Origin of the sequence: Virgibacillus byunsanensis (genome assembly GCF_042675965.1) — a bacterium.
Lineage (GTDB): Bacteria > Bacillota > Bacilli > Bacillales > Amphibacillaceae > Virgibacillus_R > Virgibacillus_R byunsanensis.
This window is the reverse complement of record NZ_JBHTKJ010000073.1, coordinates 13,191-28,660: the sequence shown is the minus strand read 5'-3', so window position 1 is coordinate 28,660 and position 15,470 is coordinate 13,191. Positions and strand designations below refer to the sequence as shown.

At 38.1% G+C, this 15,470-nt stretch carries 14 protein-coding genes, 1 other RNA gene and 1 pseudogene; 12 read left to right on the top strand and 4 right to left on the bottom strand.

Annotated features, from left to right (window positions below; genetic code table 11):
• Positions 1–18 precede the first annotated feature (18 nt).
• From rbsB to ACFQ3N_RS18795, 3 genes are all read left to right on the top strand, one after another.
• On the top strand, positions 19–960 hold the full coding sequence (rbsB, locus tag ACFQ3N_RS18805; RefSeq protein ID WP_390364508.1) for a ribose ABC transporter substrate-binding protein RbsB: 942 nt from the start codon (positions 19–21) through the stop codon (positions 958–960).
• A 321-nt stretch (positions 961–1,281) separates the two neighbouring features.
• A complete protein-coding gene (gene sppA, locus ACFQ3N_RS18800) occupies positions 1,282–2,283 on the top strand; it encodes a signal peptide peptidase SppA (protein WP_390364506.1) in 1,002 nt (333 codons plus the stop codon).
• A 12-nt stretch (positions 2,284–2,295) separates the two neighbouring features.
• A complete protein-coding gene (locus tag ACFQ3N_RS18795) occupies positions 2,296–2,760 on the top strand; it encodes an RDD family protein (RefSeq protein WP_390364504.1) in 465 nt (154 codons plus the stop codon).
• Between the two features lie 114 nt (positions 2,761–2,874).
• Here ACFQ3N_RS18795 and ACFQ3N_RS18790 read toward each other — a convergent pair whose 3' ends face one another.
• Positions 2,875–3,378: a spore coat protein gene (locus ACFQ3N_RS18790; protein WP_390364502.1), complete on the bottom strand. Its 504-nt coding sequence runs from the start codon at positions 3,376–3,378 to the stop codon at positions 2,875–2,877.
• A gap of 127 nt (positions 3,379–3,505) precedes the next feature.
• Positions 3,506–3,610, bottom strand: coding sequence for a YjcZ family sporulation protein (locus ACFQ3N_RS18785; RefSeq protein ID WP_390364500.1), 105 nt, complete (start codon positions 3,608–3,610; stop codon positions 3,506–3,508).
• A gap of 1,466 nt (positions 3,611–5,076) precedes the next feature.
• On the opposite strand from ACFQ3N_RS18785, the gene ACFQ3N_RS18780 reads away from it, so the two are divergent.
• From ACFQ3N_RS18780 to ACFQ3N_RS18740, 9 genes are all read left to right on the top strand, one after another.
• Positions 5,077–5,280, top strand: coding sequence for a DUF1657 domain-containing protein (locus tag ACFQ3N_RS18780; RefSeq protein ID WP_390364498.1), 204 nt, complete (start codon positions 5,077–5,079; stop codon positions 5,278–5,280).
• 243 nt (positions 5,281–5,523) lie between these two features.
• On the top strand, positions 5,524–7,128 hold the full coding sequence (locus tag ACFQ3N_RS18775; protein WP_390364496.1) for a fatty acyl-CoA synthetase: 1,605 nt from the start codon (positions 5,524–5,526) through the stop codon (positions 7,126–7,128).
• Positions 7,129–7,499: 371 nt separating this feature from the next.
• Positions 7,500–7,640, top strand: coding sequence for a small, acid-soluble spore protein L (gene sspL / locus ACFQ3N_RS18770; protein ID WP_390364494.1), 141 nt, complete (start codon positions 7,500–7,502; stop codon positions 7,638–7,640).
• A 26-nt stretch (positions 7,641–7,666) separates the two neighbouring features.
• Complete coding sequence (locus tag ACFQ3N_RS18765) at positions 7,667–7,918, top strand: sporulation protein (RefSeq protein ID WP_390364492.1); 252 nt, start codon at positions 7,667–7,669, stop codon at positions 7,916–7,918.
• A gap of 66 nt (positions 7,919–7,984) precedes the next feature.
• Positions 7,985–8,166: non-coding RNA, 6S RNA (ssrS, locus tag ACFQ3N_RS18760), on the top strand.
• 542 nt (positions 8,167–8,708) lie between these two features.
• On the top strand, positions 8,709–10,565 hold the full coding sequence (locus ACFQ3N_RS18755; RefSeq protein WP_390364490.1) for a GAF domain-containing sensor histidine kinase: 1,857 nt from the start codon (positions 8,709–8,711) through the stop codon (positions 10,563–10,565).
• Positions 10,540–11,211: a response regulator gene (locus ACFQ3N_RS18750; RefSeq protein WP_390364488.1), complete on the top strand. Its 672-nt coding sequence runs from the start codon at positions 10,540–10,542 to the stop codon at positions 11,209–11,211. The genes ACFQ3N_RS18755 and ACFQ3N_RS18750 overlap by 26 nt, the downstream gene beginning before the upstream one ends.
• Positions 11,212–11,361: 150 nt before the next feature.
• The gene (locus ACFQ3N_RS18745) at positions 11,362–13,809 is read left to right on the top strand and encodes a S8 family serine peptidase (RefSeq protein ID WP_390364486.1); all 2,448 of its coding nucleotides are present in this window, start codon (positions 11,362–11,364) and stop codon (positions 13,807–13,809) included.
• A 144-nt stretch (positions 13,810–13,953) separates the two neighbouring features.
• Positions 13,954–14,325, top strand: a complete 372-nt coding sequence (locus tag ACFQ3N_RS18740; protein WP_390364484.1) for a VOC family protein — start codon at positions 13,954–13,956, stop codon at positions 14,323–14,325.
• Positions 14,326–14,367: 42 nt separating this feature from the next.
• On the opposite strand, the pseudogene ACFQ3N_RS18735 reads toward ACFQ3N_RS18740, so the two are convergent.
• Both ACFQ3N_RS18735 and ACFQ3N_RS18730 read right to left on the bottom strand, forming a co-directional pair.
• A pseudogene (locus ACFQ3N_RS18735) lies at positions 14,368–14,541 on the bottom strand (DUF4025 domain-containing protein).
• A gap of 248 nt (positions 14,542–14,789) precedes the next feature.
• Entirely contained in the window at positions 14,790–15,311 is a 522-nt protein-coding gene (locus ACFQ3N_RS18730) for a nucleotidyltransferase family protein (RefSeq protein WP_390364482.1), read from the bottom strand.
• Between the last annotated feature and the right edge of the window lie 159 nt (positions 15,312–15,470).

The window sequence follows — 15,470 nt, the reverse complement described above, 5'->3', positions numbered from 1 at the left end:
TTAAGGGAGGAAATACAGATGAGTAAATGGTTAAAGTTTTTAGGTTTAGTAGCGGTATTGCTACTTGTATTAGGAGCATGTTCTACAGATGCACCCGGATCAGATGAGGAAGAAGGCGAGGATGAAGCTACAGGAGATGAAAGTGTGAAAATTGGACTTTCAATTTCAACACTGAACAACCCTTTCTTTGTAACACTACGTGATGGTGCAGAAGCTGCTGCAGATGAAGCAGGTTATGAAATTACTACTTCTGATGCACAAAATGATGCATCTACACAGCTTAGTGATATTGAAGATTTAATCCAACAAGATATTGATGTTCTATTGGTAAACCCAGTTGACTCGGATGCTGTCGCTTCAGCAATCGAGTTAGCAAATGATGCTGATATCCCAGTTATCACAGTGGATAGAAGTTCAGAAGGCGGAGAAGTTGTTACCCATATAGCTTCCGATAACGTAGCTGGTGGCGAGATGGCAGGAGATTTCATCGCAGAACAACTTAGTGATGAAGGAAATGTAGTTGAATTAGAAGGTATTGCCGGTGCTTCTGCTACACGTGAACGTGGCGAAGGGTTTCATAATGTCGTTGATGCAATTGATGGTATTGAAGTAGTTGCAAATCAATCTGCTAACTTTGACAGAACAGAAGGATTATCTGTAATGGAAAACATTATTCAAAGTACAGGTGATATTCAAGCAGTTTTTGCTCACAATGATGAAATGGCACTTGGTGCAATGGAAGCATTAGCAGGACAAGGTCTGCTAGAAGATGTAATTGTTGTCGGATTCGATGCTACAGATGATGCAGTAGCTGCTGTTGAAGAAGGACGTATGGATGCAACAGTTGCTCAACAACCAGAATTGATTGGACAAAATGCAATAGATGCTGCAGGAAAAATAGCAAATGGTGAATCCGTTGATGAGTTTATTCCTGTTGAATTACAGTTAGTAACCGAATAAACGTAAATTTTTTGATGAATCAGGTTATCCTAAAAGGGTGACCTGATTTTTTTACGAGTAAAGAAAGTATAACTTGAAAGTTTTGTACATTTATCTACAGAATCGGCCACGTCCAGCTCCAGAGCTTAGACACTCGGGGACATTAAGCAGTTCGACTTGGGTGAATTCATCCACACTACGCGACCTGCTTATGCTTGTCGTGTCTTTCAAGGCGCTTCTAGCTTTTGTTCCCGGGATTTTAACTTCGATAAATTCGTAAACAAAAGTAAAATAATGTATTATTTAGGAAGAATATTTTAACAAAAGATGGAGGACATACATATGAACAAGAAACGTTGGGTCGCACTAATTGTTGCAGCAGGGCTATTATTTGCTTCATTGGGTTTTCAGTTTGTAACAAGTGTTGTTACCGCTGACTTTGAATCGTTGTTAAATTTTACAGAGGATGATGGTGATTTTAATGAGAAGGTAATCGAAGAAGGTTCAGGTACCAGTAAAATAGCAGTACTTCACTTAAATGGGGTTATTCAGGACACTACTCCTAGCTCATTAATCAATACGAACTCGTATAACCATAAACGATTTTTGGACATGCTGGATGAAGCTGCAGAAGACCGTAACGTCAACGGAATTATTCTACGCGTGAACACACCTGGTGGAGGTGTTGTGGAAAGTGCAGAAATCCACGATAAAATAGTTGAAGTACAGGAAGAATATGAGAAGCCAGTCTATGTTTCAATGGGGAACACAGCAGCATCAGGCGGGTATTATATTGCTGCTCCAGCTGATAAAATTATTGCTCATAACGCCACACTTACCGGATCGATTGGTGTTATTATGGAAAGCTTTAATTTTGCTGAATTCGCTGATGAACATGGTATTGACTTTAACACGATAAAAAGTGGTGAGTACAAGGATATAATGTCAATGTCACGAGAAATGACAGATGATGAGCGTGATATCTTACAAACCATGATTGATGATATGTATGCTGACTTTGTACAGGTAATTGTCGATGGTCGAAGTATGTCAGAAGATCGTGTGCGAGAACTAGGTGATGGTCGCGTGTATACAGGTGCACAAGCACAAGAGGTAGAACTTGTCGATGAACTTGGTTCGTTAAATGATACCATTGCCATGATGAAAGAAGAACAAGAATTGGGAAATGCACAAGTTATTGAATATGAACGAGGAATGGGTATTGATCAATTCCTTGGCGGATCTATAAAAAGCATGTTTGGTTCTGATTCGGATTTAATTGGCATCAAAGATCTGTTACGGGAAAATAATGCGCCACGTGCGATGTATTTATATTCTAAATAAGGGGGTGTCGTTATGAGTGAAGAGCAAGTTGAATATACTTCAACGCCAACTGCAGACAGACGATATGCAGGGTTTTGGATGCGCTTTTGGGCGTATTTGGCTGATTTAGTTATTGTATTTAGTATAAACGGCATCCTGTTTATTCCGTTTAAATTTATTAATGATGGTGCTAGTTTGGATATTGGATTTTGGACTGTCACCGGAATACTGGGATCTATTGTACTGTATCTTTACTTTTTATTAATGACAAAGTGGCTCGGTCAAACATTAGGGAAAATGATATTTGGCTTAAAAGTAATACGAGAAGATAGAGAGTCATTACAGTGGAGTGATCTTCTTTTCAGAGAAGTAGTAGGAAGATTTATTCACCGAATATTTTTTATAGGTGTGCTTTTGTATGTTTTTGTTGCATTTACCACACATAAGCAAGGCATTCATGACATGATTGGAAGCACACGTGTAGTTTTTGATGAATGAAATAATGTAATGTATGCGGATTATATTGCATAATAGTCAAGTCAACTTTGTCACGAACGCCGCACTAGTATACAAAAGCGTATCCCAGAACAGTATCTGGGATACGCTTAAATATTAATACTTCATTTTTAATGCCATATGGGCATTTTTTATATCGTTTTTTAATAATTTTTCCATATTATAGGATGGGTAAAGTCCTTTTTTATACATATATGCATATACCAACGCGTGCGTTTGAATTGCTTTTTGCAGTTGTTTGGTTAATGTTTCTCTTAAAACTGGTGTGGCTGTTTCAGTGATCGCTATGGCATAGTTACGTACAGCTGTTTTGAAAAAGGCTAATAGGTCACCAGCATAAAATGCGGCACCCACGTTTCTTGTATCAAATTCCTCATCTTCTCTTGGTGCAGATTTAAAAAATTGAAGTAGTTCGGTAATGTTTTGTTCAAGTGCTTTTATGGAATTAACATATAGCGTACGGAGCTCGGCATCTTGAATTTCTCCGACCGATTTTTTCATTTTCATTAATCCAACTGATTGAAATGCCACAAGCTCATGAATTTCCAGTGTTTCGTGATATGCAAGATGATTAGGGTAATTCCTTGAAGACGTATCCATTATTCTCCTCCTCTAAAATTAGTCATTTTCACTATATTCATCCAATGTGTTAATGCTACTGAGAAGGTATAATTTGGGCGCTTTTCTATGTAAATCCCCCACGATAGTGAGGGCTTTCTAATTAAAGTTAGTATCCACCGTAACCGCCGTAAGAAGTACCAACTATAATTAGTAGAATAAACAAAACAACTATTAACGCAAAGCCGCCTCCGCTTGCATATCCTCCACTCATTAGAAACCCTCTCCTTTCAAAATGTTTTGTAAGGCCCTTACCATTTTATATTATGTAAAGAATTATTTTTTTGATTGTACATAGGTCTATAAAACGTTGCAGTATGGCACACAGAAATTCGTGAAAATCTAGTTTTTATATTTTAGACTGTTTCTAAAGATTGTTGTTTTTGTCAAAATAGATGTATGATGCGTCGTAACGCTTGGTTGATTTCTATAAGTTGTGCTATTGCCGCCGTCCGGGATCACTCCGGGAGGGTGCTTTCCGCGGGCACGGTCTCAGCCAGGGTACTACTTGAATCATCTTCTTCGTTCCCTTGCGCTGAGGAAGCATACCTCGAAGCGTTACTAGAAGACGCAGGCGCATCTAAGAGGGGTCTTCGAACACGTGCTGTTCCCGCAGGAGTCACCTCCCTTCGCTCACCCTGACTGGTAAAGCTGCATTATAAGTTTTTTCTCGCTACGCTGCTATTAATTATCAGATAGCACTATATTAGCAGCCGGAATACACGAAGACTCCTTGAAAATACAAACCAATTTTCTGCGTGCGATGTATGATGCCCCAGCTTTCCTTGTCCTGCTAAATTAGTACTGTGGGACCAGTTGATACATAGAAGCAATGGTTTGAATTGCTTCCTGGGGGCGGCTATAAGTGGATAATATCCTTTTTTCGAAGGTAAGGAAAGTATAAAATTTTGGTACTATAAAGTTTCTTGTCAGCAAGAGCCATGTCTAGCTCCAGCGCCCAACCACTCGCGACATAAGCAATCCGTCTTGCGAAAGGAAAAACCACCTTTCTCCAGCCGTTTTGCTTATGCGGTCGTGTCTTTCAGGGCGCTTGCGCTTTTCTTATCATGTATTGCCAAACTTCATAAGCATGTCGATTGCTATTTAAAAATGAATTCTCCTAAAAACTGCGTAAGTCAGGTTTTGCACATTCAACAGCTGATGTCGCATAGTTTTTGGCAGAACTTTTTTGACCTAGATAGGCTAATGATTCCACGGTCGTTTAGTTGTTGTACATTCGTCCTTGGCATAATTCGTTCTCGAGTGCTTGCGTAAATGATTCTAGTTCAGGATTTAGAACATCTGGTGTAAATTTTGAAATATCGGGAGTGGATTGATTTTGAACAAATTCGACTTTTAAATTGTAGTCTTTTAAAGGAAATTGTCTCTGGAGCATTTTCTTTAGTTCCGGATCTTGAGCTATTAATATAACTAGCCATACACGAGACCGTGTTATAACAACCAGAAGAAGTTCACTTAAATCGTTTAATTAATGGGATGCTAATTGCATGGATATCCTCCTTGGTACAAACGGGAGGGATATATATCATTAAGTCAGAGGAAATAGATTCACTAAAAAAATTTTGTGAACGAAATAAGCAATAACCATATTTTTTCATGTAAAAATCCTAATACAAAAACCATTAATGGAAATTATAAAATCGTAGGGAGGTGACGATATTGACAGTAGGAACTAAAATGCAACAAACCATTGCGAGTTGTGAAAGCACTCTTGCCAATCTACACAGCTTTGCATTAGATACTGATGATCAAAACGCAAAGCAAATGTATAAAAACATGGCTCAACAGCAGGAAACTGTACTTAACAACTTAAATGCTCGGTTGCAATACATGCAATCAGAGGAGCCTCAGTATAAACAATAATAGTTAATTTTTTAGTAGATAAGAAAGTATAAAACTTTCTTATCTACATAAGTGCAACTAAGGCATTCTCCATTAAGGCTGGCGATAAGCCAAGTTTTCTAAGAAAAAGATCATCCTTGATGGTCTTTTTTCTATGTTATTTGATTAACTGTTGCGATTTTAGGTTATCTGAAATAAAATAAAAGAAAGAATATTCAGTCCAATGAGTCATCTAAACTATCATTTGGGGAGTGGTAATACAAAATGAACACAGAAGCAAATGTACAAGATGGACTTAACGAAATGTTGAAACGAGCAAGACGGAATACACTTGGAGATTTACTTGCACGGACGCGTGATCGAACGCCTGATAAATTCGCAGTTACGTATGATGGGCAGCGTTTGAATTATGCAGAACTGGATAATTTGGTAAATCAGACGGCCCGTGCATTCCTGGCTGACGGTATGGAAAAGAACGATATGGTCGTTGTAATGTCCAAAAACAGTCTGGATTTTGTTGTCGTGAATTTTGCCCTTGCTCGAATTGGCGCGGTCATGATTCCGATTAATTACATGTTATCTGTTGAAGATGTGCGGTATATTTTGGAGCATGCTGAGGTTAACGGATTTATTGCTTCAGATGAATTTGCGGTAGTTTTGGATCATTCAGCAGGTAGACTTGAAATTAAGCACCGCTATTTGATGGATGTTTTAGGTAGGTATGATGGTGAACTTTCGTCCTGGGTTCCGTTATCACTAGCACGTGAAGGAAAATCTGCTGCTTTTGTTGACGCGGATATTGAAGATGACGATCTAGCACATGTTTTGTATACAAGTGGAACGGAATCACGTCCAAAAGGGGTTATGCTTTCACATAAATCAATCATTAGTGAGTATGTCAGCAGTATTGTGGATGGAAGAATGTCCTCTGATGATGTAGCGATCCATGCGCTTCCGTTATATCATAGTGCACAGCTCCATGTCTTTTTAGGACCGAGTGTGTATGTGGGTTCAAGCGGTATTATTTTAGGTGCCGCTAATCCTGAAGTGATTTTAAAAACAATTGAGGAAGAGGGAGCAACCCAGCTTTTTGCACCACCAACTGTGTGGATCGCGTTGTTAAGACATCCAGATTTTGATAAGCGAAATTTATCAACCCTGGAAAAATGCTATTACGGTGCAGCCATAATGCCAAGAGAGATTTTAAAAGAACTCGCTGAACGTTTACCGAATGCACGATTTTGGAATTTTTATGGACAAACAGAAGTGGCACCACTTGCAACGGCATTACAACCAGAAGATCAATTACGAAAACTTGGTTCAGCAGGTGTGGCCACATTGAATGTACAGACGAAAATTGTTGATGACCAAGATTATGAAGTTGAACGTGGTGAAATAGGAGAGATTGTTCACCGTACACCACATGCGATGAAAGGATATTTACATGACCCGGAAAAAACGGCAGAAGCATTCCGCGGTGGCTGGTTTCACAGTGGTGACTTAGGTGTAATGGATGAAGAAGGCTATATTACTATTATTGACCGAAAAAAAGACATGATCAATACAGGTGGGGTAAACGTATCTAGTCGTGAGGTGGAAGAAACGATCTATCAAATGGATGGCGTATCTGAGGTCGCAGTGATCAGTATCCCTGACGCATACTGGATTGAAGCTGTCACCGCAATTATTGTACCCAAAGAAGGTGCAAGCTTAACAGAAAAGGATGTCATAGAATTTTGCCAAGCACGATTGTCTAAGTTTAAGGCACCAAAACATGTTGACTTTGCCAAAGAGCTACCAAAGAATCCGAGTGGAAAAGTACTGAAGCGCGCACTGAGAGATCAGTATGAGGAAATACCGAAGAAGTAGATAATATTTAATTATAAGTGGGGATGCCATTAAATATGGTATTCCTTTTTTGCTTAGGAAATTAAAAAATTTGGAGCCTGTGGATAATTTATTGACTGTGTAAGCCGCGTCCATCTCCAGCACCCAACGACTAGTGGGCTTCCTGATCCTCCTTACGATAAGTCAACATCGATTCGCTAACGCTCTTCGTGTTTCCTATATCTCATGCGGATTTGGAAGATCGACTAACTTCGCCGCTTTGCGCGGCAACGTCGACCCACCCGCGATGCGCGGGCGCAGCCCATACGTCGTTAAACGGACGCTTACGATTTTGTTCCTTAGTTGGATAAAATACTAAAAAAATAGTAACACTATCTACTGGAGGTGTTTCTATGAGTTCCAAAAATGATAATAGAAATAAACGACGGGTCCAATCAAGTGTTAATCCTCAAGGTTTATCCGAGGATGTCGCTGATCAGCGGCCTAAATCACAATTAGAGGATCGGACGAAAAAGAAGAATACAAAAATATAAGCACATAAACTTTTAGGTGAAAAAGGGTGAGTAGCATCGATTATACATTAGATTACTTACGTGAATCTTTGGCAAATTATATCGATAATGACATGTGCCAGCAGATTTATGGTAAGCTTGATCAGTATAAAAATGAAGGTGAATTTGTAAGAGATTTGGACGAAGAAGAAATTGCATATTTAAATGATGTCGTAAAAAAAGAATTAGATTATGCTAAAAACGTCCAAAATGATGTACGTGTACAAGAGCTAACGGAGGTATATGAATTACTTTTGTAAAAATTTTCTTGTAAGAGTGGGCAAAATTCCCATTGATAATATGGCGATTAGGGTATATGATATAAACATAAGCTACAATGTACGTATTTACTTAAGTTTTAACCTCTAACATATGAATAGGGAGTTTTACATCGAAGCTCTAATGTCGGGCCTCCACGAGAGGAAGACAGGAAGGTTTCTGCAAACACCCACTTTGCGAAGTGGTGGTTTAAAACTTACTATGATAATACGGCAATTGTGGCTGTTTAATATTTAAATGGCAGACCAGCTTCTTATGGAGGCTGGTCTTTTTGTGTAATAATGAAATTATAAATTAGGAGCCTGTGGATAATTTATTGACTGTTTAAGCCACGTCCAGATCCAGCGCCTAGACACTCGGGGACATTAAGCAGTTCGACTTGGTAAAGGCATCCACACTACGCGACCTGCTTATGCTTGTCGTGTCTTTCAAGGCACTTCTAGCTTTTGTTCGCAGGTAAAAAAGTATAAAACTTCCTTATCCGCATAAGTGCAACTGGGCCATTCGCCATAAAGGCTTGGCGAATGCCCAGATTTCTAAATGTTAAGACTACCAAGTTAGTTCTTTAGTACTATCGAAATAGCCCTTTTAGTGAATAGGAATTTCTAGTTTAGTTTGTCAAAATAGTAATACAAACCATCTCGGTTTGGGTCTAGATTGGTTAGTGAGATAGCTCATTCGACTAGTCTAGACTTTTAAATTGTTTAATTATTTGGCGTATTCATAAACTTGGATTAGAATAAACTATATAGTGTGAGAGAGGTGAATTAAATGAATTCACAACAGCTTAGACAGAGGAAAGAGACAAATGCAAAAGTATTTATGGCTATGGTATCAGTCATAGGCCTAATCCTTTTTCTAATACATATATTTCAATTACAATCCCCCCAGGATCCAATTATATTACTATTATTTGTTGTTTTTCTAGCAATTTGCGATTACTATCCGATTCCCGTGTGGAAAGGGAATACAACGATAAATTTTCCAATTATATTTACTTTGTATTTAATCTTTGGGCTTAGTTATACAATTGTCGTATATGGTTTTGTATCTCTTTTGGTGAATGTAATTAATCGAAGGCCAATTCGAATAATCTTTTTTAACCCCGCTCAACTCATTTTAAGTTTCTTTATCTCCGTACAGGTTACACAACTAGTTGAGCCTATAATTTCATTCAATTCCACTATTATGGATGGATTTATTTATTATGGAATTCTTCTTCTGTTTTTTCACTTTTTAAATAATTTAATTGTGGACAGTGTATTATGGTTGCGCCCACAAACCTACCCATTTCAATCATGGAAACAAAAAACATTATCTGAATTAAATAGTGGGTTTATTTCCTTAGGGTATGGATTTATGTTTTTTTTACTTGGTAGTCAGAATCGTGGTGAGATTGATGTCTTTACCTTTTTCTTCTTCTTTTCGCCTCTAGTAGGAATTTCACTATTAAGTGCTGTGATCTTTCGGCTAAGGAGGGAGAAGAACAGACTAAAGGCGCTGTTTTCCATAACTTCTGAGTTAAATACTATGGTACCAACAGAAGATTTCTTAAAAGTTCTGAAAACAAGCTTCCAGGATTTTATTGAAGTTGATGCAGCTGCTTTATGGATTAAGGAAGGTTCCGAATGGAATAACCGGTATGTGCAAGGGGAAGTGAAAAATGTAAGATCATTGTCAAAAGAGGAAATTGTTGAATTAGAAAGAGTCAGTAAACCTGTTTTATATGATAATCGTAAAAATGATATAGGAATTGCTTCAGCATATTTTGAAGCTAACCTAAAGTCGTTTGTGTATATTCCACTTACAATTGAAGGTGAAATCGTTGGGATGTTTATTGTTGCCAGAAGTCGGACTAAAAGCTTTGGAGAAGATGATATTAACTCGACTACAGCAATTGCAAATCAATTAGCAATCATCTTAAAGACAAGAACACTTATTCAAGAAAAGGAAAAACGGATATTACTGGAAGAGAGAAACCGTATAGCAAGGGAGATTCATGATGGTGTTGCACAATCATTGGCTGGAGCCGTAATGAATTTAGAAACAGCTGAAAGGAAATTTCAAGATAAACCAGCTGAAACGTTAAATATCATATCTGGAAGCATCTCAAAACTACGAATCAGCTTAAAAGAAATTCGCCAATCTATCTATGCGCTTCGACCTTATCCTACTGATCGGATTGGTTTAATTCCTGCTATTGAAAAGAAAATAGGAGAAATTAGTAACTATTATGACGTTCAAGTAAAGTTTGAAGTAAGAGGTGATGAAGAAACCTTAAGCTCGATGACGGAAAAAGTGTTATTCGAAGTGTTTCAGGAAAGTATTACAAACAGTATCAAACATAGTGAGACCACAAAAATTGATGTCCTTTTAAGTTATCAGGCCGAACAAATTTTGTTACGAATAAAAGACTATGGTGTTGGTTTTTCGTTATTTCAAGAGATGATTAAAGCAAAGAATACCTCGCATTTCGGAATAATAAACATGAATGAGTCTATCGAGAAGATTAGTGGATCACTGCAAATTGATAGTAATGAAGGAGAAGGAACAGAGATTTCTATAATCATTCCGAAAATGGGATTCGAAGGGGAGAGTGTATATGATAAACGTCATGTTAGTCGATGACCATGCTGTGTTACGTGACGGATTGAAAAATATTATTGAACTTGAGCAGGATATTAAGGTGGTAGGTGAAGCAACTTCTGGAAATGATGCACTAGCTAAAATTAAGGATTTGAACCCTGATATTGTAATCATGGATATCAATTTACCAAATCGAAACGGAATTGAAGTTACGGAGATTTTAAAACAGAAATATCCTGGCATAAAAATATGCATTTTAACCATGTATAGCCACGATGAATATTTTTTGGCATCGATTAGAATAGGTGCAGATGGATACTTGTTAAAAGATTCTCCATCTGAGCAGGTTGTTGAGGCAATTAGAACGATAGCAAACGGGGAATCCGTTATTCATCCCTCCCTGACGAAGAAGTTGTTATCCTTTCATCAACAAAAAAATGAAAACGAATCGGAACAATCAAGTGAATTAAGTGAACGCGAGAAGGATGTTCTGATGTGTTTATTGGAAGGGTTAAGTAATAAACAAATCGCAGAAAAACTTTTTATAAGCGATAAAACGGTAAAAGTCCATGTAAGTAAAATTTTTAAAAAGTTAAATGTAAAAAGCAGGTCACAAGTTATTATTCATGCGGTACAAAATCAACTTATTCCTATTCCTCAAATACGAACAGAGGAAGATGAGAAGTGAATTTAAGTAGTAGTTGATTACTACTTTTGTATGATTATAAGATAGTTCTTTAAATACTGCTTTTACAACCTTTGCTCAATTCAAAATGGGTCTTCTCTGATTCATAATAGAGTTGTATGTTAATTCTATTTAAATTAGGAGGAGAATTACGTGAAGAAACTAATCCAATTTACATTCATGGTAGGTTTATTCGTTTCGCTTTTATTTTATGGCTTAGGTAATGTCGACGCTACAACAAACTCGGTTGCTATTGATCCACAACTAGAAGACGCAATAGCAAACGGTAATTCTGAATTTCAAGTTATTGTGACGTTTCAGGGTGATGAGGAACCAACAACGGAAAATTTAGATCTCTTAGGTGAGCTGGGTATTACGAAAGGAGTTTCTCTTACCTCGTTACCAATGGTTGCTACGATCGTAACAAAAGAACAAGTTGAAGCTCTAAAAGATAGTGATAATGTCCGTTCGGTCTACTTAAATCGTGAACTGAAGTATTTGAACGCAGATTCGACTGATCTAACGGGTGTTAACAAGGTTCGTACGGATGATCAGATGAGAAGTGAAAACGGAGGTCTTCCTGTTTCAGGTGACGGGGTAGGTGTTGTAGTGAATGATAGTGGTGTTGACGGTACGCATCAAGATCACGAATTTGGCAAAAACCTAGTCCAAAATGTAGCGGCTAACGCAAATTTAAATAGCTTAGCACCAGAACTATTGCCAATTACGTATGTAGAGGACGTACCAAATACGGATTCAAATTCAGGACATGGAACGCATGTTGCCGGTACAGTCGGTGGTACTGGTGAAATGTCTGGTGGTAAGTATGAAGGTGTCGCTCCAGGTGCTGATCTTATCGGCTATGGATCTGGTGCAGCGTTATTCATTTTAGATGCTGTTGGTGGATTTGACTATGCGATCACACATCAATCAGAATACGATATTCGTGTCATTACGAACTCTTGGGGTTCATCAGGTGATTTTGACCCGAATGACCCTGTAAATATTGCTAGTAAAAAAGCATTTGACCGTGGAATTACAGTACTGTTTGCTGCTGGGAATTCAGGTCCTGGAGAAGATACACATAATCCATATGCAAAAGCTCCATGGGTAATATCTGTCGCTGCAGGTGAAAAAGATGGTACGTTAGCTGACTTTTCATCCCGTGGTACACAAGGTGTAGGAGGAGATTTTGAAGTAGACGGTGAGTCATGGACTTGGAAAGATGAGCCAGCTGTGACTGCACCAGGTGTGGATATTATTTCTACACGTGTAATTGCTCCTGTTTCATCATTAGCAATTGACCAAGATGCAGAGTTAATTGAAACTGCATATTTACCGTATTATACATCCATGAGTGGAACATCAATGGCTACACCACACGTTGCAGGGATAGTAGCCTTAATGTTAGAAGCAAATCCAGCATTGTCTCCATCAGAGGTGAAGGAAATTTTACAACAAACAGCAACAAATATGCCAGGCTATGAATCCTGGGAAGCTGGTGCAGGATATGTTAATGCATATGCAGCAGTGGATGTAGCTTTTGATACAACGAAAGAATATGGAAGTACCTTAAATATGAACCAAACATTTAATAGTAATGTCGATTCGTCGACAACACGTGAAAATTTTGAGGTGGACTATAATCCATTAACATTAGTTTCAGACAATAGTTATTCTTTTGAAGTGGCAGAAGGAATGGGGAGTGTGGTAGCAAAGGTTGATGGTAAAGGATTACTTGAAGAGACAGGTAATCCCATTAATTTAGTTCTGATTGCTCCAGATGGTACGGAGTATAGCTCAGGTATTAGTGTGTTATTTACATTATATTGGGATCGTACAGTATCCGTAAATGCTCCAATACCAGGTACGTGGACAGCAGAAATCCGTGGCTTAAGAGGTGCTGAGGAGAACCCTCTTGGTGTAGCTTTACCGGAAACAGTTCAAGGAACTTTAGCCTTTACAGAGGTAAGTGGTTATTCTGGATTGGATGATATAAGTGAGGATCCAGCATCTTCTGCTATCCAAATGGGGGTAAAAGAACGATTGTTTGATGGTTATGAAAATGGTAAGTTTATGCCAGAAATGAAGTTAACGCGCGGCGAATTAGCTAAATACTTAGTTATGGGTGCTGGAATTCGCCAGTCCTTGCCAGATGAAGGTTCATCAGCTTATGTTTCTGCTGTATTGGAACAAGGATCAGCATTAAAAGATAAACAGCACGTACAGAATGGCGTTATGTTAGCAGATTCGAATGACGACTTTAAACCGAATCAGAGTGTCACTAGAGCCGAACTTGCGTATTCACTTGTTCAAAGCCTAGGGTTGGAGGATATGGCGCAAAATGTTGAAGGAGATGTAACCGTTCAATATAGGGATGAACGTATTCCTGTAGATGATGCTGGAGATATTCCCAAAGAATTCAAGGGATATGTACAATTAGCGTTAGATTTGAATATTATTAATGCTAATTTCAATGTTGATCAAGGACCTTATGATCTTGAGCCAACAATTACAGCAACGTTCTCACCAGAAAAAGAAGTTAAACGTGGTGATTTTGCTGTAGCAATGACACGTTATTTTAACGCATTTTTTCAATAAGTAATCGCAGACCAGCTTCTTATGGAGGCTGGTCTTTTTGTGTAGGTATAAGTAAAACTTTACATTCATGATATAAAATTAGTATTATACTTTATTGGATTAACCGATTAGAATGTACCTATACTTATCAAGGGAGGAATTGGGATGTCTTTTTTGTACGAAACAGTTGATCATGTGCAGTTGGCAGCGCCCGTTGGTAGTGAGGAATCTGCTCGTAATTTTTATCGTGATGTTTTAGGTTTTGAAGAAGTTGAGAAACCAGAAAAGTTGGCTAAAAATGGTGGCGTGTGGTTTCAATCAGGAACCATTCATATACATATTGGTGTGGAAGAATCCTTTGTTCCTGCTCAAAAAGCTCATCCAGCGATTCGGGTGAAAAATATAGAAGAGTTAAAGCAATATTTAAATGAAAGTAGTGTAACAGTTAAAGTAGATGAACGGCTCCCAGGTGCAAATCGATTTTACGTCTCAGACCCGTTTGGTAATCGAATAGAGTTCTTGGAATGGGCAACATAAAAAAAGGAAAGGGAGAACCTATTGTTGGCTCTCCCGGTTCCACTATTTTAATTTTCGATCTATCGTTCCCTCAAAATAATCATCGGATACCTGTTAGTGTGTTTCGGCCAACCCCTGCTCAATTTGTGTTTTCCCTTTGTAATCGGATACTTCATAATTCTTCTCAGCTACTCTAGCGCTATCTTCAGGATCGACCTTATTACGTTTCTTTGGCATGCTAAACCCTCCATTATAGTGGTTTTTCATTCTTATTATGAACTGATAATGGTTTAACACATCATCCTTTATTTACCAGTACTAGCACTTCACAATACTTTTCCCTGATAGCGGACAGTTGAAACTGTAGAATGAATTAGCCATTCAAAAGGCTGTTTTCGTAAAGCGACTGCCCGGAGTGGAACTCACGACGTTGCTGTTACGTCGCATTATATAGCAATTATGAAGATAAAAAGCAACAATCTGTGCTAAAACAGCCATTCAAAATAACGAACCCTATCCCACCTGCCATCCCATTTCTTAGTACGAATTCGCTCTTCAAAAATTTGCAGACGTTCTTTTGAGGCCAGGATATAAGGTGTTGGTTTTACTATCATATGTAATACATCTTCAACACCATGAGGCGCAGTCAACATCAGATTACCATCATTTTTCAGCTTTATACCTAATGCTGTTGCAGTTTCAGGGAATTTAGAGATCGCATCTACTGTACTGGTGTAGGGTTCCACATTATTTCGTACATGCATTCGTGCCTCGTTTTTTAGTGACCATCGAACACCTGGCAATGTATCATAAAGCTCTTTTTCTAATCGCTTTTCCTCTTGCTCATTCCCATTCGTTTTATCAAAATACACTACATCAATATCAGGTAGAGGAGTTCGTTTTTCAAATCCATGCAGAACATCCCATATTTTAGATCGTACAAACCCTGCACAGATCCACCAATCTGGTAAATCAAGTTCGCGTGCAGTTTTTAATATATCCATCATCCATACGTCTTCCTCTATAGCACTGGTTATATCATTTACGTTTTTAATAAGATTTATCTCCCTTTTTCTGTGGTAGAATAAAAATAATGTAATCACTATGAATAAATGCTATTCTAGATTATGGAAAGCGTCAAACTAAAAAGATTTAAACAGCAAGGT